At 57.4% G+C, this 20,297-nt stretch carries 19 protein-coding genes; 10 read left to right on the forward strand and 9 right to left on the reverse strand.

Annotation, left to right across the window (positions count from 1 at the left end; genetic code table 11):
- Positions 1-3 precede the first annotated feature (3 nt).
- From DIT72_RS06240 to DIT72_RS06260, 5 genes are read right to left on the reverse strand one after another with little or no spacing between them, the layout of a single operon-like run.
- Positions 4-1,149 (reverse strand): sensor histidine kinase, encoded by a 1,146-nt coding sequence (locus tag DIT72_RS06240; RefSeq protein ID WP_135954295.1) that lies wholly within the window; start codon positions 1,147-1,149, stop codon positions 4-6.
- Complete coding sequence (locus DIT72_RS06245) at positions 1,142-1,810, reverse strand: GTP-binding protein (RefSeq protein ID WP_135954296.1); 669 nt, start codon at positions 1,808-1,810, stop codon at positions 1,142-1,144. Before DIT72_RS06245 ends, DIT72_RS06240 begins: the two co-directional genes overlap by 8 nt.
- 10 nt (positions 1,811-1,820) lie before the next feature.
- The gene (locus DIT72_RS06250; RefSeq protein WP_135954297.1) at positions 1,821-2,345 is read right to left on the reverse strand and encodes a response regulator; all 525 of its coding nucleotides are present in this window, start codon (positions 2,343-2,345) and stop codon (positions 1,821-1,823) included.
- Positions 2,342-3,688, reverse strand: a complete 1,347-nt coding sequence (locus DIT72_RS06255) for an HD domain-containing phosphohydrolase (protein WP_135954298.1) — start codon at positions 3,686-3,688, stop codon at positions 2,342-2,344. Before DIT72_RS06255 ends, DIT72_RS06250 begins: the two co-directional genes overlap by 4 nt.
- A 2-nt stretch (positions 3,689-3,690) precedes the next feature.
- On the reverse strand, positions 3,691-4,554 hold the full coding sequence (locus DIT72_RS06260; RefSeq protein WP_135954299.1) for a sensor histidine kinase: 864 nt from the start codon (positions 4,552-4,554) through the stop codon (positions 3,691-3,693).
- Positions 4,555-4,906: 352 nt separating this feature from the next.
- On the opposite strand from DIT72_RS06260, the gene DIT72_RS06265 reads away from it, so the two are divergent.
- Entirely contained in the window at positions 4,907-5,917 is a 1,011-nt protein-coding gene (locus DIT72_RS06265) for a GGDEF domain-containing protein (RefSeq protein ID WP_135954754.1), read from the forward strand.
- A gap of 5 nt (positions 5,918-5,922) precedes the next feature.
- Here DIT72_RS06265 and DIT72_RS06270 read toward each other — a convergent pair whose 3' ends face one another.
- Positions 5,923-7,314 (reverse strand): MATE family efflux transporter, encoded by a 1,392-nt coding sequence (locus DIT72_RS06270; protein ID WP_135954300.1) that lies wholly within the window; start codon positions 7,312-7,314, stop codon positions 5,923-5,925.
- A gap of 186 nt (positions 7,315-7,500) precedes the next feature.
- Between DIT72_RS06270 and DIT72_RS06275 the strand changes: the two genes are divergently transcribed.
- From DIT72_RS06275 to DIT72_RS06315, 9 genes are all read left to right on the forward strand, one after another.
- Positions 7,501-8,373: an EamA family transporter gene (locus DIT72_RS06275; RefSeq protein WP_135954301.1), complete on the forward strand. Its 873-nt coding sequence runs from the start codon at positions 7,501-7,503 to the stop codon at positions 8,371-8,373.
- A 153-nt stretch (positions 8,374-8,526) separates the two neighbouring features.
- Positions 8,527-10,104, forward strand: coding sequence for a methyl-accepting chemotaxis protein (locus DIT72_RS06280; protein ID WP_135954302.1), 1,578 nt, complete (start codon positions 8,527-8,529; stop codon positions 10,102-10,104).
- A 153-nt stretch (positions 10,105-10,257) separates the two neighbouring features.
- Complete coding sequence (locus DIT72_RS06285) at positions 10,258-11,640, forward strand: sodium-dependent transporter (protein WP_135954303.1); 1,383 nt, start codon at positions 10,258-10,260, stop codon at positions 11,638-11,640.
- A gap of 130 nt (positions 11,641-11,770) precedes the next feature.
- Entirely contained in the window at positions 11,771-12,421 is a 651-nt protein-coding gene (locus DIT72_RS06290; protein WP_135954304.1) for a response regulator transcription factor, read from the forward strand.
- 148 nt (positions 12,422-12,569) lie between these two features.
- Entirely contained in the window at positions 12,570-13,112 is a 543-nt protein-coding gene (locus DIT72_RS06295) for a DUF4402 domain-containing protein (protein ID WP_135954305.1), read from the forward strand.
- 83 nt (positions 13,113-13,195) lie between these two features.
- The gene (locus tag DIT72_RS06300; protein ID WP_135954306.1) at positions 13,196-13,663 is read left to right on the forward strand and encodes a DUF4402 domain-containing protein; all 468 of its coding nucleotides are present in this window, start codon (positions 13,196-13,198) and stop codon (positions 13,661-13,663) included.
- Between the two features lie 54 nt (positions 13,664-13,717).
- Positions 13,718-14,572, forward strand: coding sequence for a fimbrial biogenesis chaperone (locus DIT72_RS06305; protein WP_135954307.1), 855 nt, complete (start codon positions 13,718-13,720; stop codon positions 14,570-14,572).
- An 83-nt stretch (positions 14,573-14,655) separates the two neighbouring features.
- On the forward strand, positions 14,656-15,528 hold the full coding sequence (locus DIT72_RS06310) for a hypothetical protein (RefSeq protein ID WP_135954308.1): 873 nt from the start codon (positions 14,656-14,658) through the stop codon (positions 15,526-15,528).
- A 25-nt stretch (positions 15,529-15,553) separates the two neighbouring features.
- Positions 15,554-17,581 carry an SdrD B-like domain-containing protein gene (locus DIT72_RS06315; RefSeq protein ID WP_135954309.1) on the forward strand — a complete coding sequence of 676 codons (2,028 nt, stop codon included), beginning with the start codon at positions 15,554-15,556 and terminating at the stop codon, positions 17,579-17,581.
- 75 nt (positions 17,582-17,656) lie between these two features.
- Here DIT72_RS06315 and DIT72_RS06320 read toward each other — a convergent pair whose 3' ends face one another.
- The 3 genes from DIT72_RS06320 to DIT72_RS06330 all read right to left on the reverse strand — a co-directional run bounded on the left by DIT72_RS06320 (position 17,657) and on the right by DIT72_RS06330 (position 20,222).
- Positions 17,657-18,238 carry a hypothetical protein gene (locus DIT72_RS06320; RefSeq protein ID WP_135954310.1) on the reverse strand — a complete coding sequence of 194 codons (582 nt, stop codon included), beginning with the start codon at positions 18,236-18,238 and terminating at the stop codon, positions 17,657-17,659.
- Positions 18,239-18,363: 125 nt separating this feature from the next.
- On the reverse strand, positions 18,364-19,674 hold the full coding sequence (locus DIT72_RS06325) for a TRAP transporter large permease (RefSeq protein ID WP_135954311.1): 1,311 nt from the start codon (positions 19,672-19,674) through the stop codon (positions 18,364-18,366).
- Positions 19,671-20,222 (reverse strand): TRAP transporter small permease subunit, encoded by a 552-nt coding sequence (locus DIT72_RS06330; protein WP_135954312.1) that lies wholly within the window; start codon positions 20,220-20,222, stop codon positions 19,671-19,673. The genes DIT72_RS06325 and DIT72_RS06330 overlap by 4 nt, the downstream gene beginning before the upstream one ends.
- Positions 20,223-20,297 lie beyond the last annotated feature (75 nt).

Genomic DNA, 20,297 nt, shown 5'->3' on the forward strand with positions numbered 1-20,297 from the left:
TCCTTAGCGGACTGGCAGGGAAAGGGTAACACGGGTGCCCTTGCCTTCCCTGCTGTCGATCTGAATGGTGCCCCGGTGAGCGCGCACAGTATCCCGGGCGACGGTCAGGCCCAGGCCGGTGCCGGCTCCCACTGGCCGGCTGGTGAAAAAAGCGTCAAAGACCTGTTCGCGAATGTCTTCGGCAATACCGCAGCCGTTGTCCTGAATTACCACCCGGACACCGTCACTGTCGACACTGGTTTTTGCGAGGATTCGCCCGCCCTGAGTCCCCTGTTCCCCGGCCCTGAGTGCCTGTGCAGCATTGTCGAGCAGGTTGTAAAAGGTTTGTGATAGCCGTGACGGATGGCCGGAAATCTTCGGCAGCTCGCCTGGCTTTTCCAGGATGTCCAGATCCTGGCCATATTCGGTCTGGAGCAGATGCACGGCACTGGACAGCAACTCGTTGACGTCACACAGGGTATAGTCAGCCTGATCAATGCTGGAGAAGGTTTTCAGGTCCGACACGATGCTGGCGATGCGGCTGGCACCGTCGGACGATTCTCCGATCAGGTCGGCGAAGTCGTCCAGCAGTTCCCGGTTCTGATCTGTGTCCGGTACCATCTGCCGCAGATCGCTGACATATTCACCGGCTACCTTGAGGTTGCTGGACATGAAACCGATCGGGTTGTTGATCTCATGGGCCACGCCGGCCGCCAGCTGCCCGACGGAGCGCAGTCGGGCACTTTCATAAAGGTCCATCTGCGCCTGTTTGATCACTGCGACCTGTTCGTCCACCTTGTCCTGCAGCTGGCTGGAGAGTGCACGGTAACGGGCTTCCGAGGCCTTCAGCGCCTCGTTCTGTTTCTGAAGCTCGGCGTAGCTGGCCTCGGTGGTGTCGTGGTGCAGGTTCGCGGCCAGCCGGTACTTGGCAATAAACATCATCAGAAAGGACACCAGATCGGCGGCAGCGAGACGTTCCTGCCCGGAACTGCCACCAGACAGCCAACCCACTGTTTCCAGGTTGAATTCCAGCGCCACCGCGCCGCTATCCCGGTTTCCGCTGATCTCGACCGGTTCGCGGCACAGCGCGCTGAGCATGCGGTTCAGGCGCTTCAGCTGATCACTGGTGAGCAGATCTTCGAGAGTGGGATCATCTTCAAAGTTACGCACGGTTTTCCTCACTGGCGGCGCTCAGTTGCCGGATAAAGGTGTCGCGATCAATACCGTGATCCGTGTGCAGCGCAAATTCCCTGTCTACCTCGGTATAAAGCCGGTCGAGAAGCACCCGGAAGGTGTCGATAACGCCCTTGCCATGGAGGGCGGATGCCATTTGCAGCGGTGCCCAGGGGGTCCCGGCCCATCGCTGCTGGAGTTCAGCGTCGCCGACCACTCCGGGAAGATCGCGTTTGTTGAACTGGACCGCCATCGGCAGGCTGTCGATATCCAGCCCGACCTTGTCCAGGTTTTCTTCCAGGTTTCCGAACGCCGTGGCGTTGTTGTCCTGCTGGCCGGCCTGGGAGTCTGCTACAAAAACCACGGCATCCGCCCGGGACAGAACCGCCTTGCGTGTACTGTCGTGCTGGACCTGGCCTGGTACGGTGTACAGCTTCAAGCGTAGATCCAGCCCGGAGTCGCCTTTCAGTCCGATCGGCAACATGTCGAAGAACAGGGTGCGGTCGTCGCGGGTTTCCAGCACCATCAGCTCGCCCTTGCGCTGGGGGTTCAGCAGGGAATGCAGTTGCATCAGGTTGGTGGTTTTACCGCTCAGTGCGGGGCCGTAAAAAACCACCTTGAGAGCCAGCCTGTTTTCTTCAGGGCTATGATCCGCCATCAGAGCCTCTTCACTGTTGGCCGATCAGCACGGAGCCGTCAGCATCGCGCTGGACACGGGTAATGCCCGGGTTGTCCTTCTCCAGGCGCAGCAGTTCCTGCTCCCGGGCCCTGATCATCCGGCGCTGGGCATCCACTTCGTCCAGCAGTCGCCGGTTTTCGGACTTCAGCTCATAGATATCGATGGCGGATTTGATGGCAGCGACAACTTCATAGTCGTCCCAGGGCTTGGACAGGTAGCGATAGACTTCCGCCTGGTTAATGGCCTTGATCATGGAGTTGCGGTCGCCGTAGGCACTGAGCACCAGGCGCATGGCATCCGGTTGGCGCTGCTTGGCAAACTGCAGATAGGTCACGCCATCGGCCGTGGGCATCTGATAGTCAGAAATGATGGCAGCGTAGTTGTGCTCCAGTAGCCCTCCCAGCGCCGCCTCAACGTTGTCGTAGGCGTGGATTTCCCAGCCGTGTGGGCGCAGCAGGCGCTTGAGGGCATTGAGGATGTTCGGTTCGTCATCCACCAGCTGAATCTTGATCATGAAACTTTCTCCGTTTCTTCCTCGTCCGGGCGGTGCACATATACTGTGTAGCGGGTGCCGTCCGGTTCGCCTTTCTCGAACGCCACCAGTTTGTCAATGAGTATGGATGTCAGTTCCTTGCCTTCGTTCAGCAACAGCATGCCGGAGGCGGCATAAAGGTTGCGGGCCAGTACCATGCCGGCCTCCAGCCGCAGGGTGTCGAGGGCCACGATATCCGGATCTTCATGTTCCACGTCCGGAGCCACCTCAATGCATACTTCCAGGAAACGATCTGCAATCTCGGGATCGTAAAGCCGGTCCCGATATCGCTTGATCAGCTTCAGGGCGTTGTCCCTGGGAACCCTGCGCTCCAGAATCAGACCGTATTGCAACTCGATGAAATCCACCGCCAGCCTCAGGATTCTGGACCCCAGCGGAATCCCGGTGCCTTCCAGTCTTTCGGGCACCCCGTAGCCATTCCATTTTTCCTGATGATGCCGGATGATCCGGGCGGTTTCTTTCAGGGGCTCCAGTGCCATTAACAGCTGTTCACTGTTGACCGGATATTTCAGGTACTCCAGGCGCTGCTCTTTGGTCAGCAGGTCAGACGGAGCCCTGAACAGCTCGTCGGGCCAGCCCAGCTTGCCGAGATTGTAGAGAGCGGCAGCCATGTAGAGGTCCCGGGAGAGGTCTTCGTCAAGCTGGTGGTATTCAGCGTAGGCCTTCACCAGCGCGATCACCCTGGTATTGGGCTGGCGGTTGGCCGGCAGGCGTTTGTTGATCAGCGTGGAGAAGACCTCGGTGGCGGTGACATAGCTGTGTTTCAGCTCTTTGTAAGCCACATCGAGCATGTCAGCGGTTTCCTTCAGCTCCTCGGTGCGGGCCTGTACCTTGTCTTCCAGGCTGGCATTGAGTGCCTGCAATTCCCTGTTCTGCTTGCGGGTCAGTTTTTCCAGGGCCAGCCGGCGACGTTCCGAATACTGGAACGCAAGGGCCTGGCGGATCACCAGTTTCAGCTCCTCGTCGTCCCAGGGCTTGCTGATGTAACGGTAAATCTGGCCGTCATTGATGGCCTTGATGGTGGAATTGATGTCGGTGTAGCCGGTGAGCAGTATGCGAATACACCACGGCCACTTTTTCTTGATCCCGGACAGCAGGGTAGGGCCATCCATGCCCGGCATGCGGGCATCCGAAATCACCAGGTCGAATTTCTGCTCATTGAGCAGTGCCAGCGCGTCCTCGCCGGATGTGGCCGTGACGATGTCGTAAGGCTCCCTGCGCAGTGTCCGTTGCAGACTGCGGAGGATGTTTTCCTCGTCATCCACCAGCAGCAGGTTGGCCCGGGAGGGAAAAGAATCTGACATGGTCAGCTCCCTGCTTTGTCCGCTGCGGCCTCGGGCTGCTTCAGTGGCAGTGAGATGCGAAAGCAGGTGCCCTTTCCGGTAGAGGCATGTTCGGCAGTGATACTGCCGCTGTGTTTCTGGACGATGTTAAACGACAGGGACAGGCCCAGCCCGGTACCCTTGCCCACGGGTTTTGTGGTGAAAAAGGGCTCGAAAATCCGGTGCAGGTTCTCCCGGGCTATCCCCTTGCCGTTATCCTCGACTTCAACGACGGCCCAATCACCGTCGCAGCGGGTACGAACGATGATTTCACCAAAATCCTCAATGGCGTGAGCAGCGTTTACCAGCAGATTCATGACCACCTGGTTGATCTGGGAACTGATGCATTCCACTTCCGGCAGGTCGCCAAACTCCCTGGTCACGGTGGCTTTGTATTTCAGCTCGTTGTTGACCACGTTCAGGGTGGTTTCAATCCCGCGGTGCAGATCCGCCGGTTTGAATTCCTCGTCCTCGATATGGGAGAAATCCTTCATTGCTGAAATGATGGTTTTGACGCGCTCGATACCCTCCCGGGATTCCGCCAGCAGATCCTTAAGGTCACCCTTCAAAAAGCTGTAATCTATATTCTTTTTAATCGCGCTCAGGTCATCCAGCGATGCCCCGGCATCCACCGCATCGGTGAGCCTGAACAGATCTTCCAGATAGGTGCCCAGGCTTTGCAGGTTGGAATAGACATAGCCCACCGGGTTATTGATTTCATGGGCAACGCCCGCCGCCAGTTGCCCGATAGCCGCGAGCTTCTCGGACTGAAGCAACTGCCGGTTTGCCTGCTCCAGCCTGGCGTTCAGCTGATCCTGCTGTGATGATCCGGGATTGATGTCTGACATAATGATAGCCCGTTCGGCGGATTGCTCCGGGATTCCGGAAAAGCCAGCTTGCAGTGACACGCAATACGTTTAATCGAAATGTGAGTTTATTGTTGTCCATGTGGGGGGCAGTATAGGGGTTTTGAGCAGTCATCAACGTAACATTTGGTATCCGGATTATTGGTTTATTTATCCGGTTATGCTGATCAGAAGATCGCTGAACATTGAAGTTTTGTTAAATGTGGCTGGTCAGATCTCGGACAGCCGGATATTGGGCTATGATAGTTTGCTAATGAGGCTTCAGCCGGAACAGGCCCGGGGAACACTGAGGTCGGAAAGTGTAGTCGGGGCGGCCCGTATTCCGGTGAGCATTATGTTCTATCGTCTGAAAACTGATTTCCGGCTGTCGATTATTACCCTGTTGGCAACCAGCGGGCTTCTCGGTATCACGCCGTTTGCGGTGATGCGTTTTTTGCAGGGCAATATACTGGCCGGCGTGGTTGATCTGATCATCATGCTCTTCATCACCGCATGCATGGTGTACGCCTGGGCGAGCGGAGATACCGCCCGCAGCGGTTTTTTCATGGCAGTGGTAGCTTGCGCCGGTGCAGTGACCGCGGGCGCTGTCGTGGGGGAGGCGGGCCTGTTCTGGCTCTATCCCTGCCTGGTAACCAGTTTTTTTCTTACTGAGCCGCGCTATGCGATATTCATCAATATGGCTGCCGTCGTTGCACTGATGGTGCATGGCGTTGCCTTCAGTTCAACAGTCCAGATGTGGTCTTTTGCAGCCACCGCGGTTGTCGTGAGTTGTTGTGCCCTCGCTTTTGCCCATCGTAATGAGGACCAGCGGGAGCGTCTGGCGCACCTGGCGACCATTGACCCACTGACCGGAGTCAAGAACCGCCGCTCCATGGATGAAGAGTTGTCAGTAGCGACTGCCAGTGCGGCCAGGACAGGCATCTCCTATGGCCTGGTGCTGCTGGATATTGATCATTTCAAAAAGGTTAACGATGCTCACGGCCACAGTGTCGGGGACGAAGTGCTGAAGGATCTGGTGGCACTGATTGGGCAGAATATCCGCAAATCCGATCAGCTGTTCCGGTTCGGCGGTGAGGAATTCGTACTGTTGATGAGCGGCGTGGATCAGGCCGGGCTAAGGGCAGTGATGCATAACCTGCAGCAGATCATGCATAAGTTCCTGAAGCACCCGGGCGGCAAGGTGACGGCCTCGTTTGGTGTCGCCCTGTTAAAAAATGGAGAGGCGCCTGAAGACTGGCTGGTAAGGGCCGATGAGGCGCTTTATAAAGCCAAGTCCAGCGGCCGCGACCAGATTGTTTACGCAGAGGAGGTGGATTCCGGGGAAACAGCGGCAGAACCGGCCTGAGCGCCTCAGCTTTCCGGTTCCGGGGCAAACAGGAACAGCCGCAATCCCAGCAGGATGCTGGCGGAAGCAAGCCCGCCTGTCAGCCCCACCCAGAAGCCGGCGGCGCCCATCGCCGGCAGCAGCCAGTCAGTAAAGGTCAGCACCCATCCCAGTGGCAAACCCACGCCCCAGAACGAAAACAGCATGATGAACATGGGGATGCCGGTGTCCTTGTAACCCCGCAGGGCGCTGATGCAGGTTACCTGGATAACATCGGCGATCTGGAAAAAGGCGGCATACACCAGCAACGTCACCGTCACGGCCCGCACATCGCCATCACCGGTATATAACGCTGCAATTCCGTCAGCAAAGACAAACAGCAGAATGGCAAAGACCAGTGCCACAGACGCAGCCAGAATCAGCGAGCTGCGGGCGATGAGCCTGGCGGTGTCCGGCGCTCTGGCCCCGACCAGGAAGCTCACCCGAAGGGTCAGTGCCATACCGATGCTCAGCGGCAGCATGAACAGCAGCGACACCACGTTCAGGGCAATCTGGTGTCCGGCAACGATTACCGGGCCCAGGGGGGCGAGAAACAGCGCGATCACCGAGAACATGCTGGCTTCCACGAAGATGGTAAAACCAATGGGAACGCCCAGGCGCAGAATATAGCGAATGCCCTCGGCGTTCGGCTTTGCCCAGTCAGCAAGCAGGTGAAATCGTCGGTAGACAGCACTGCGGTTGAGGTAGGTCAGCAGCGCAATGGCGGCTACGCCGTTGGAGATTGAAGTAGCCCACCCACAGCCGATGCCGCCCATGGCCGGAAGCCCGAGCTTGCCATAGATGAAAATGTAGTTGAGAGGCAGATTGATGAGGGTGCCCAGCACCGAAAACGCCATGATCACCCGTGTATGCCCCAGCCCGTCCGTCAGCCCCCGCAATGCCATCATCAGCAGCATGGCGGGTATGCCCCAGGCAAAGGCATCAAGGTAGCCCTGGCTGATACGGGCAGTGTTGGCGTCCAGGTTCAGTGCGTTCAGCACCGGATGTACGTTGGTCAGCAGCAGGATCATAACCGCTGAGCCACCCGCGGCGATATACAGTCCCTGCCAAGTGGCCGGCATGATTTTTTCGGTGGTGCGGGCGCCGTTGTAGCCGGAAATGATCGGCTGCAGTGCGCCCAATAGCCCCATGAAAAACAGGAAAACCGGCATCCACAGGCTGCTGCCGATGCCCACTGCGGCCAGGTCCTCGGCGCTGGCGTGGCCGGCCATCACGGTATCGATCACGCCATTGGCCATCTGCGCCACCTGGGCGATCAGAATGGGGCCGCCGAGAATCGCCAGGGTGCGCCATTCGGTCAGCGTGCGCCGGATCAGCGGCTGGCGGACTTCGGGTAATGGCTGATGGACTTCATCCATGGAATTGGTTGTCCGGCTGCAGATTGAAACGGAATGAATCAGAAAAGCGGGATGGTACCTTATTACCGGCCACAGGTGGCACAGGGTGTTGGCACGGACGGTGTACACGGCCGCAAGGTACGGGGTAAAGTGCCGCTCCTATCAAACGCGTTATCAATCCCGGTATCAATTTCAGGTGCAGTGGACATGGGTCTTCTGGTTTTTGTAACTGTTCTGTGGGCATTTTCGTTCAGTCTGATCGGGGAATTTCTGGCCGGTCAGGTGGACAGCGACTTCGCCGTGTTGACCCGCGTAGTGCTTGCCGCCCTGGTGTTTCTGCCGCTGACCCGCTGGCGGGGGGTACCGGGCGGTTTGAAGCTGGGCGTTCTGGTGACCGGCATGCTGCAGTTTGGCATCACCTATCTGTGCCTCTATCGTTCGTTCAGTTATCTGACTGTGCCGGAGGTCCTGCTGTTCACTATCTTCACGCCCCTGTATGTCACCCTGATTGACGATGCGCTCTACCGGCGTTTTTCTCCGGTAGCCCTGATTGCTGCCGCTGTAGCCACGCTGGGGGCGGGCATTATCCGTTACGATGGTCTCAGCCAGGGCTTTATCACCGGCTTCCTGTTGCTGCAGGTGGCCAACTTCACCTTCGCAGCGGGCCAGGTGGGGTACAAGCACACCATGATGCGGTTCCTGACCAATGTGCCGGCTTATCGTACCTTCGGCTACTTCTTCTTCGGCGCACTGATCATCGCGCTGCCATCGTTCCTGATATTCGGGGATGCCAGCCGCCTGCCAACCACCTCCCTGCAGTGGGGCATTCTCGCCTGGCTGGGACTGGCGGCCTCAGGTCTGGGCCTGTTCCTGTGGAACCGCGGCGCGTGCGCTGTGGATGCCGGCACACTGGCCATTATGAACAACGCCCTCGTGCCTGCGGGTCTCATTGTCAACCTGTTGATCTGGAACCGCGATGCCGATCTGTTGCGGCTGGCACTGGGCGGTGGTGTGATTGCCCTGTCCCTGTGGCTGAACGCCCGCTTCCACCCGCGGGCCCGATTGGCGTCCTCGAGATAAGTATCTGCATTTATTAAGGTTCTTCGAATCTCTGCCGTTACACTCCTTCACGCAGCGTAACCTTTAATAAATATCAATAGTATTTGTTAAAGGTTACCGTCTCGCTCCCCTGTTTTACCCTTATGGTCAGACCTGAGTCAGCAAGGTTCACTTATGCGCAATAATCTCCCGGTAACCCATCGTGAAGTCAGAATGCCCGAGGGTGGCCGACTAATCACCACCACCGATACCAGTGGCGTCATCACCTACTGCAACGACGAGTTTGTGGCTATCAGTGGCTTTGCCAGGGAAGAGCTGGTGGGCCAGCCCCACAACGTGATTCGCCATCCTGATATGCCGCCGGTGGTATTCCGGGGCATGTGGGAATACCTCAAGGCTGGCAAGTCCTGGATGGGTGTGGTGAAGAACCGCACCAAAACCGGGGATTATTACTGGGTCAGCGCCTACGTCACCCCGATCCTCGAGAACGGGAAAATGGTCGGTTACGAATCCGTGCGGGTTGCGCCCACCCGTGAACAGGTGGCCAGGGCCGAAAAACTGTACCTGAAAATTTCCAGGGGAGGCAGCGCGATTGATCCGCGAAGCTGGCTGCTTGCCGTACTGAGGTCAAATTGGCCTTTTGTTCTGTCGCTCATCCTGAGTCTGGGTGCTTTAACCAGCCTGGGTAATACCTGGCCGACGGTGTTGATCATTGTAGTGGGGCATCTGCTGGCGGCCGGGTTGACCGTGAATTCGGTAACCAGCCGGTTACAGGGCATTCTCGACCTGCGCCCTGATGCCTTCAGCGATGCCGTTGTGGCCAGGACCTACAGCGACGAAAGCGGTCTGTTTTCGCAACTGGCCATGCTGATCATAAGTGAGAAGGCGCGGATCCGTACCGCCCTGGCCCGAATTGATGACCAGGCGGAGCTGCTCTATGAGCAGACCAGAACCAGCCACGGCTACATCAGCGAGGGCGCCGGGGCCATTGCCAGACAGCGGGCCGAAACCGACCAGACTGCTTCGGCGGTGAACGAGATGACCGCGTCTGTCCAGCAAGTGACAGAAACCGTCAACGCCAACGCCAGGGTGGCGGAAGAGGCCAACCGCATGGCAGCCACCGGCAGTGAGCGCAGTGGCGAGGCTCTGACGGCCATTGAAAAACTGGTCACCCGGGTGAACGGTATTGGGTCGGCGATTGAAAAGCTCGGGGCTTCCACCGAAAGCATCGGTGAGGCGGCGAGCCTGATATCAGACATTGCAGAACAGACCAACCTGCTGGCACTGAACGCTGCTATTGAGGCGGCTCGTGCCGGTGAGCAGGGGCGTGGCTTTGCCGTGGTAGCGGATGAAGTAAGATCGCTCGCCCGTCGCACGCGGGATTCCACAGTGCGTATTCAGCATGTGATTGATGACTTCCGCAACCAGGTACAAGAGGCTGTTCAGGCTACCCGTGAAGGCGAGCAGGATGCCGGCAAGGGCCTGGATAAAGTCCGGGGAGCGGAGGCATCGCTGCAGGAAATCGTGTCGTCGATTCAGAATATTTCCGACAGCTTTATCAGTATGTCAGCGACCTTCGAGGAACAGAGCCAGGTGTCCGAGGAGATCAATCACCAGATTGTCAATATTGCCGACCTGGCTGACCACAGTAACCAGAAAGCGGAATCGGCCAAGCAAAGCAGCGACCACCTGAGTGGCATGTCCAGAGGCCTGAAGGATCTGGTGTCCCGCTTCGTCAGCAAAAATGGTTAGTTATTGGTCAGGTGCCGGCGATTCCCTGATGCCGGCGCCGCGACTGGCTGGCATCCTGTGCCCACTGCTGGCAAAATCCCGCCCAATAGCTGAAGCACGTCTTCGGCATACTTTTTAAAATCGATTCATCAGCGAAAAGCACAGGATGAAACAATGACTACGTCAAAATCGAACCCGATCCATCGTGGCCTGTGGTCCTCCCGGATGGCCTTTATCCTGGCTGCGACCGGTTCGGCCGTCGGCCTGGGCAATATCTGGAAATTCCCCTATGTAACTGGCGAGAATGGCGGTGGCGCCTTCGTGCTGGTTTACCTGTTGTGTATCGCCATTGTTGGTATTCCCATCATGATGGCGGAAGTGTTCATCGGCCGGAATGGCCGGCATAACCCCATTACCAGTTTCCGCCTGGTGGCCGAGCGCAACCTGGCATCACCGGCATGGCGGATTTCCGCCATTGTAGGGGTGCTGGCCGCGTTTATTATCCTGTCGTTCTACTCGGTGATCGGGGGCTGGGCCGCTTCCTATGTCGGTCATGCGGCCATGGGCGATTTTACCGGCCAGAGCGCTGATGCCATTGGCGAGCTGTTTGGCGGCCTGTTGGCCAGTCCGGTCACGCTCCTGATATGGCACAGCATCTTCATGGCGCTGGTCATTTTCGTTGTCGCCCGTGGTCTCAAGTCGGGCCTGGAACGGGCAGTGACCATTCTGATGCCGGCGCTGTTTGTGCTGCTGCTGGTTGCGGTTGGCTACGCCACCACTACTGGCCATTTCGGCGAGGCTGTCGCCTTCCTCTTTACGCCGGACTTCAGCGCCCTGACAATTCAGGGGGTGCTGGTTGCCCTTGGCCACGCATTTTTCACATTGAGCCTGGGCATGGCAATCATGATGGCGTATGGCTCCTATCTTGCTGACGACATATCCATCGGCCGCACCGCGGTCACCGTTTCCATTATGGATACCGTGGTTGCACTGATGGCCGGTCTGGCGATCTTTCCTGTGGTATTTGCCAATGGCCTTGAAGCCGGCGCCGGCCCTGGCCTGATCTTCCAGACCCTGCCGCTGGCCTTTGGCCAGATGCCCATGGGTAGCGTGTTTGGCGCCCTGTTCTTTGTGCTGCTGCTGTTCGCGGCCTGGACGTCGGCTATTTCCCTGCTGGAACCGGTGGTGGAATGGCTGGAAGACAAGCTGATCCTTGGCCGCGTGGGTAGCACAGTTGTGGTGGGACTTGCCTGCTGGTTGCTGGGAATTGCTTCGATCCTCTCCCTGAACGAGTGGTCCGGCTTTGCGCCGCTGGGCATGTTCGAGCGCTTCGAAGGCAATACCATTTTCGATCTGCTCGACTTCTTCACCGCGAACGTGATGCTGCCGCTGTCCGGCCTGCTGACCGCCCTGTTCGTGGGCTGGTTTGTGGCGAAAGAGTCGCTGCAGAGCAACCTGGCCCTGGAAGGAGCAAGCTTTACCCTCTGGTATAACCTGGTTCGCTACGTGACTCCGGTTGCGGTGGCCATTGTGTTTATCTATAACCTGATGGCGTGATGGTCATTTAATAAGGCCCATCACCCGTAAAATCGAAAAGGCCCGGCATAATTAATGCCGGGCCTTTTTTGTTCTGTGTCACCCTGGGCTTTATACTGCATCTGATAAACATTTTTTGTGTTGGCAAGGAATGACTGATACCTACCTCCAGATCACCCAAACTTACAGTGGAATCACTGTCCATGTGGTGGATGATGATCTCGGGATTCGCCACTCCTTACGCCGCCTGCTAAGGCGCGCCGGCTATACCGTGCAGATTCACTCGGACCCGCTGGTTTTTCTCGAGGCTTATGATGGTAGCCCTGGTTGTCTGATTCTCGATCTTGCAATGCCGAAAATGCGCGGTGAGGCGCTTCTGGAGCTGATCAGAAAGCGTAACCTGAACCTTGTTGTACTGGTGTTGACCGGGCACGCGACTATAAAGACCGCGGTCCGGGTGACACAGTCTGGTGCCATGGATGTCCTGGAGAAGCCCATTGATAACGACCAGCTGTTGCTGAAGGTAAAAGAGGTGCTGGGCAAGGGGCAGAAATTTTTCGCACAGTATGCGCTAGCGCAGGACTTTCGCCAGCGGTGTGAAGCTTTGACTGCCCGTGAGAGTGAGGTAATGGATCTCATGTTGGCGGGCCTGACCAGCCAACAGATCGGTGAGCGTCTGGGGAACAGCAAGAAAACGGTGGATATCCATCGCAGTCGCGTCATGCAGAAAATGGGCGTGACAAGTATCACCGAGCTGATCATGGAGTGGACGCTTCTATCCGACAGCCGGCCTGGTAGTTAGGCCCTCCGGTGGTGAAACCCAGTCATTCTGACCTATAGGGATCCGTACCTACGTTTGAGCGTTGTTCGTTGCGTGGCTGGTTAATCCTCATACACTGGAGTCGAGTGGCACTGACTGCAGGCGCCACAATCTGTCTGAGGAAGTTACTATGTGCAAAGTAAACAATAAGTTCAGCCTCTCCCTCCTTCGTGCCGGTGTTGTATTCATGGCGGCCATTCCCGCTGTCAGTTTCGGTGCCGATGCAACGACCCAAAGTTCAGCTACGGTGATTGAGCCAATTGCCATCACCAAAGCGGCAGACCTGGTGTTCGGCGATTTTGCGCCTGGAGCCGGCGGAACCGTTACTGTCTCAACCAGTGGCGCACGCACGGCAGGTGGCACCATTCTGTCTACGGCAGGAAACACGCCGACAGCCGCCAAGTTTGACGTTACTGGTAATGCGGATTCCACATACTCAATCAGTCTGACTGCTCCAGCCTCTCTTTCCGACGGCGCTGCGACACCCAATACCATGGCGCTCGCTGTTTTCAGTGATTTGGATGCTTCAAACACAATTTCGGGACAGGTCAGCTCTGGCACATTAACCGCAGGTGCCCAGTCTGTTTATCTTGGTGGCGAGTTGACAGTTGGAGCTGGTCAGGTGGCCGGCACCTATACGGGCGATATCACCGTAACGGTTGAATATAACTGATCTCCCCATTCAATTCTCACGCCGGATACGGTGGTCGGCTAAGTCCTCTTTAGTAAGGCATCAGTCGAACGAGGAGCAGTTCCATGGCACAGAACCCGGCCATCATTCTGTTTATTCTGCTCCTCTTTTTCAGCTCACATCTGCCTGCACAGGAAGCGCTTGCCATCGGGGCAGTCCGGTCGCTCTCCTTTGGTAGCCTGGTGGCAGGCGGAGGGGGGAGTGTGACGATTTCCCCGGCAGGCCACAGAACGGCTGGCGGCTCCGTCATACTGATACCCTCCGTGCCGGGGCATGCTGCGGATTTCTCCCTCCAGGGGGATCCGGATGCGACCTTTTACGTCGATCTTCCCTCCGACGGTTCCGTGAAACTCGTTGGTCCCGGCGCAGATCTGTCGTTGACAGGCTTCACCAGCGAACCAGCTGGAGCAGGTGGACAGCTCAATAGTGGAGGAACCCTGGATCTCTCTGTCGGGGCCACCCTGGAGGTGGGAAGTGGGCAGTCGCCGGGAGATTACGAAGGTAGTTTCACGGTCATCGTCAACTACAACTGAACGCGGTTACCTGAAATTCGCTGTTGGGGTAATCATGGTATCAAGGGGCTTTTAATGAAGAGATTGTTTCCGTGGCGGGCCTGCCGCTCCAACAACCGCATCGGTGCCGTTGTCGGTTGTGTGGCCCTACTGTTGCCGATGCTGGCATTTGCCGAACTGATGATCTATCCGACGAGGCTGGTTGTTGAAGGAAATCAGCGAGCGACCAAAGTCGAGCTGATCAATAACAGCAATCAGAAGGCGACTTACCGGATCACGTTGGTGAACCGGCGTATGGACGAGTTCGGCGCGTTTTCGGAAGTTGACGTTGCGCGCCCTGACGAGCAGTTCGCGATTGATATGCTGAGGTATTCTCCCCGCCAGGTAACCCTGCCGCCTGGGGCTGGTCAGACCGTCCGGATCATGGTCCGCAAGCCTGCCGGCCTTGCTGTAGGAGAATACCGGTCTCACCTGATGTTCAGTCGCCAACCCGATGTGGATGGCATGCAACATAGCAACACCGGAAGTGACACAGACGGTGTGGGTGTAAAAGTCCGGACTCTTGTGGGTGCCACCATCCCGGTTATTGTCCGCCATGGAGCTACCGAGGCAAAGGTTCAGCTGGAAGACCTTGAGCTCGGGATTCAGGGCGACAGGGCGATTCTTGGGTTTACCATCGAGCGTGATGGTAGCCGCTCAGTCTATGGGGACATCCTGGCAACCTTCATCCCCGAGCAGGGCCCTCCTGTTGTGGCAGGCAGAGCCAATGGGGTGGCTGTCTATACTCCCAATGCCAAGCGAGCGGCATCGATATTGCTGGACCAGTTGGACGTCAACGAGATCAGGCATGGGACTCTCCGGCTGGTCTATAAGGAGCAAGCAGAAGATGGCGCACGGGTATTGGCAGAGCGCTTGCTGAAGGTGCCTTAAAGTTCGTGAATACGTGGACTTCCATGTTTCCCGGAAAGGGGCTGATATGTGCCACCAGTCGTTGCCTATCGCTATTGGCTCTTATGTCTGTTGTCCCTCCCCTGTGGGCCGCTCAGCCGCAATCGCTCTTCAGCCTGATGTTGCTGGAGGTCCGGTTGGGGACCGAGGTGCTGGCGGAAGCCATACCCGCGTATGATACCGGGGACCATGTTCTTGTTCCTTTAGGCGAACTGTCGCGAATACTGACCCTGGCGGTACAGGCTCGCCCTGCTGAGGGGGTTGCCAGCGGCTACATCATCGACAGGGACCGCACGTTCAGCCTGAGCATAGGCGATGCCCGGGTAACCCTGTCCGGGAAAACCCTGGCCCTCGATTCCAGCCTTGTGGTCGCAGAGCCGGACGATATCTACGTTGCGGAAACATTAATCGAGCAGTGGTTTCCCGTAGAACTGGATATCCGGCGATTCAGTCAGGTACTCAGTGTCACTGCTCTTGAGGAGCTGCCGCTGCAGGCTCGGGCCCGAAGACAGAGTGGAGCCGCTGTTGCCGGCCACACCGGTCGGTATGAGGCCCCGATGTACAACCTGCATGCCTCTCCCTATGGCGTGGTGGATGCCCCCTTCATAGACCAGACCCTGGCCACGGGGATAAGAAGCAGTGACGGTAACCGGGTTGCAGACACCCGCTACACGGCCTTTGTTACCGGTGACCTGCTGGGTCTTGAGTCTTCCTTCTACATTGCGGAAGGCACCCGGGATTCGGAGTTTCGAGGCACCATGGGCAGGACGCATCCCGGGGGAGAGCTGCTGGGGCCGCTCAAGGCACGGTCATACAGGTTCGGTAGCCTGGTATCGCCAAACGTTGAGAACCTCACCAGCGGGCGCAGTGGCGAAGGTGTTCTGATCAGTAACCGGGCCCCTGACTCAACCTGTCAGTTTCGACAGCCAGACGTTTGATGGTGACCTGGCTCCGGGCTGGGATGTGGAGCTTTACTACAACGGAACGCTTATCGATTTCCGGGTGCCGGATGAAGATGGGCGGTACCGCTTTGAAGACCTGCCACTGAGTTACGGGCGTAATGATTTCCGGCTTGTTTTTAATGGCCCGCTGGGCCAGACCCGAACGGAAGAGTACCGCTATAACCTGGACAGTTCTCTGGTTCGTCCTGGTGAGGTGAACTACAACTTCGTGGCTCATAATGACGAATTCGGGCAGCCAGGCTCCATTGCCCAACTCGAATTCGGCCTCACCGGAAAAACCACCGTCAGCACAAGCTATGTCAGCGCCTTCACGGGCGGTACCGAGCGTCATTACGGTACCCTGGGTGTGCGCACGTTCCTGGGCTCCTATGCGCTGGATACAAGCTACATCCAGGCAAACGACGGGGGGCGACTCTGGGGGGTTGGAGTCCAGACCAGTGTCTTCGGAGTTGCACTCGATGCAGACCGGTTCATCCTTCAGGACTTTGTCAGTGATGAATTCCTGCCGGTCCCGGATCCGGTAAGCATTCGTGACGAAGTCAGGCTCTCGGGAAGACTGCCCCTGGGTGCACAGACTCAACTCCCGGTCGTGTTGTCGGTACGTCGTGACCAACTCGAATCGGGGGAGGTGGAAACCGAGCTGAACTTCAGGACTTCAGCCTACGTGCGTCGGACGGCGCTTACCAACACCCTCAGCTGGCAGGACCGGCCATCCTATGATCGCCTGCAGGGAAGTCTGCTGGTGAGTCGCCGGTTCCTCGGTCTGGGGTTCCGGAGTGTCGTTAACTACGATGTTATCCCTGGCAGCGATGTCACCTCCGTATCGCTGACCGGAGATTATGACCTTGCCCGAGGGTACCGCATTACAGGCGGAGGTACACACCACCTCAACAACTCCGTCACCCTGTGGAACGCCGGGTTTTCCAAAAGCCTTGGTCGTTATGGGCTTGGTGTAACCGGGCAATATGCAACAGACGGAGATTATGGTGTCGGGCTGCGCTTTTTTCTGGGACTGGGCCGCGACGGCAGGCACACCAACTGGAATCTCGCCGCCCAGCCAATGGCTGGATACGGTGTCGCCTCTGTCCAGGTGTTCGTTGACGAGAACGGTAATAATGTCATGGACGCGGGCGAAGTGCCGGTTGCCGGGGTTGGCTTTCTGGTCAATGGCGCATACCGGGAAGCGACTACGAACGAAGCCGGGATAGCCCGAATCGAACGCCTGTCTGTCAATCGCTACGTCGATATCGCTATCAATCAGTCGAGTCTTATCGACCCCCAGTGGCAGCCGGCCATACCCGGCGTAAGCCTGATGCCTCGGCCTGGCCACGTCATCAAACTGGATTTGCCGATTCGGCTGACGAGCGAGATCGACGGCACGGTTTTCCTGTTGAACGAGGAGGCTGAAGAAGCGGACCGGGGCGTGGGTGGAATTCAGCTTCAGTTACTTGATGAGTCCATGGAAGTTGTTGCCACGACCGCGACAGCGTGGGACGGGTTCTATATATTCTCGGCAATTGCGCCAGGGCAGTACTGGATGCAGGTTAACCCGGAGCAAATACGGAAAGAAGGCTGGGAAACTCCCGGATTTCGCGTGGTGGATGTGCCGACCAGTGGAGATTTTGTCAGTGGCGTGGACTTTTGGCTCGCTAAAGATTTGCCCGCCAGCAATAAAGAAGCAATGAAGAGCAGGAACGTAAAGGCCGCTGGGCAGACGAGGGCCGCCGATAAACCGTCAGCGATCGATCACTCATGGGTCTCACGACAACCGGAGGACAACTTCACGATACAGCTATCAACGGTTGGCTCGAGGTCGAGTCTGGCCCACTTCCTAACAGAACACGGGATTGCCAGACAGGCCGCTGTCGTAGAATCCAGCCATAACGGTAAAGTCCGGTATTTGGTGGTTTACGGAAGTTACGCCAATTACGGCGCGGCTCGCGGCGCCTTTCTGAATCTTCCGGATTCTTTGCGCAAGGCAGAGCCCTGGATTCGTCGGTTTGCGGAAATCCAGGGCATGAAGGGCTGAGGTAATGACGTCTGGAATGCTTACAGACTGGCGGTTTGGTAGCTGGCCTGCAGTGAAATGGCACGACCTTCCGGGTCAGTAGTCGCCATCCTCACTTGTTACCGAGCGAAGCGCGTCCATGTGCGGCCGAACAGCACGCTTGCCCTCTTCCGGCGCATTGGCCGCCTGCTCGTAGGCGGACATGGCACCGCCCATCATCTCCCGCATCTGCTGTTTCTGGGCTTCACTCATGTTGGGGTTGTTGTTGATTTCCTCCATGGCCCTGGCCATTTCGCGGTTTGCCTCCCCGGACTGTTCGCCCATTTCCAGTGCGCTCCATGCGCGGAAAATCCGGTCACCGGTTCGTCCCCAGTCTTCGGCGCTGGAGAAGCCGTGTTGCTGCACTACATCCTCCATCCTGTTGTAGGCATCATGGCCTTTCCTCTTTTCAACCGAGGAAGAAAACAGGCGTGACATATCGGGCATTTCTGCGGCTTCTTCTTCGGCGGACAGGTCATCGGTCAGTTCATCAAATTCTTCTTCCATGTCCTGAAGGGCTTCCAGGCTGCTGATGAACGAACGGATGGTCTGGTCTGTCAGTGTTTCGGCATTAGCCGCCAGAGGAGTGAGCAAAAGCAGGCAGACAAGGGCCAGCAGGAAGGGGTGTAACGGTTTCATGAGAACATCTCCTTGTGGTGGGAACTCCCGCTTCCATCAGGAGGGAGTTCCCTTAAGGTAGTTCTCTGTTAACCGGGCCGCAATACCTTTGCGCAATGCATCGGTCAAAGTCAGACCGGATCGGCTCAGAAGAGCAGATCCGGCAGGTAGGTAGCGATTTCCGGAAACACCATAAGACAGCCAATACCCACGATCTGGATGAGCACGAAGGGTATAACCGATCGGTAAATGTCGCCCATGGTTATCCCGGGCGGCACCACTCCTTTCAGGTAGAAGAGGTTGAACCCGAACGGCGGCGTCATATAGCCGATTTCCATGTTGATCACGAACAGTATGCCGAACCAGATCGGATCAAAGCCCATGGACGCAACGATAGGCGTGAACACTGGCAGGGTGATCAGCATGATGCCAACCGGGTCCAGCACCATGCCCAACAGGAAGACAATCAGCATCATGAAGATGATGACCGCCCAGGGGCCGCCGGGAATGGACTGGATCATGCCTTCGATCATCGGTTGCGCGCCCATGCTCTGGTAGGCGGCACTGAACGCGTGTGCCGCAAACAGGATCCACATGATCATGCCCGTTAGCTTGAACGTCCGCACTGACGCATCTTTGATCAGCTCGATGTTCAGGGCGCGGTAGACCGCGGCCGAGATCAGAGCCCCCAATACACCCATAGCAGCCGCCTCGGTGGGCGTGGTGATGCCTCCGATGATCGAGCCGAGTACCATGAACACCACCATGATCGGTAGCACCACGGAGCGCAGGGCCGCGAACTTTTCAGACCAGGTGCCCCGCTCTTCCTTGGGCAGGTCCGGAGCCAGATGCGGCTGCAGGTAGCAGCGGATCAGCACGTACGCCGAGGTAAGAACCATCAGCATGATCCCCGGCAATATGCCGGCTGCGAACATCTTGCCCACCGACACACCGGTGATGAGGGCATAAAGAATCATCAGGATGGACGGCGGGATGAGTACGCCCCAGCCACCGCCGGTGTTGATGACCCCAAGCACCATCTTCTTGTCGTAGCCACGCTCCAGCATGGCCGGCAGGGCGATGGTACCCATGGCGACAACGGCGGCACCACTGATACCGACCATTGCTGCAAATATCGCACAGATAACCAGGGTGCCAATGGCCAGTCCGCCGCGGACGCCCCCGAACCACAGGTGCATCATCCGGTAGAGGTCCCGGGCGACCCCGGTTCGCTCCAGAATCATGGCCATGAACACAAACAGAGGAATGGCGACCAGGGTAAAGCTTCCCATGGTGCTCCAGATCTGTGACGCCACCAGGTAGAAGGAGTCGAAGCCCCAGGTGAAGTAGAGAAACACCACGGAAACGCCGCCAAGGACGAACGCCAGTGGTAGGCCCAGTACCAGGAAAAACAGCAACGAGCCGAAGAAAAGCAGAGTCATCACTTCAATGCTCATGTGTGGTCCTCCGGCAGTTCTTCCGGTTCAGGTTCGGGCTGGTAGTAACTGAGGTTGAAAGCAATGGCAATGTCCTGCAGCAGTTTCACAATACCCTGCAGGATCAGTAACAGGGTGGCGGCCGGGATAAAGGCTTTGACCGGCCAGATAGGGGGGTTCCAGGCCGAGTTCGATGTTTCCCGGCCACTGAAGGATTCCCAGGCCATGTCGACGCCAAAGTAAAACAGTGCCAGCGTGAAGATGAAAAACAGGATTGAGGTAAACAGGTCAAGAAAGGCACGAGTACGGCGGCTGAACTTCGAGTAGACCAGATCAACGTTGACGTGGCCGTTATGAGACAGCAAATAGCCTCCGGCCATGAGGCCGTAAATCCCGAAAAGCAACTGGGTCAACTCGCCCGTCCAGGACAGTGGTGACTCGAGCAAATATCGAAAAGCCACCCCTGTGATCAATAACAGGAACATGACCATGACCAGATAGGAGAACCACCGGCCGAGCAGGTTATTGAGCCGGGTCACTCCAGTCATGAATGCGGTTAGAGCGCGCATTTTGTCCCTCCGCCTTTAAAAGCTTGGTTGATAAGAGTATGAGTGCAAATAAAAACCGGGCGTAGCGCCCGGTCT

It is taken from the genome of Marinobacter orientalis, from assembly GCF_004792665.1.
GTDB classification, from domain to species: domain Bacteria; phylum Pseudomonadota; class Gammaproteobacteria; order Pseudomonadales; family Oleiphilaceae; genus Marinobacter; species Marinobacter orientalis.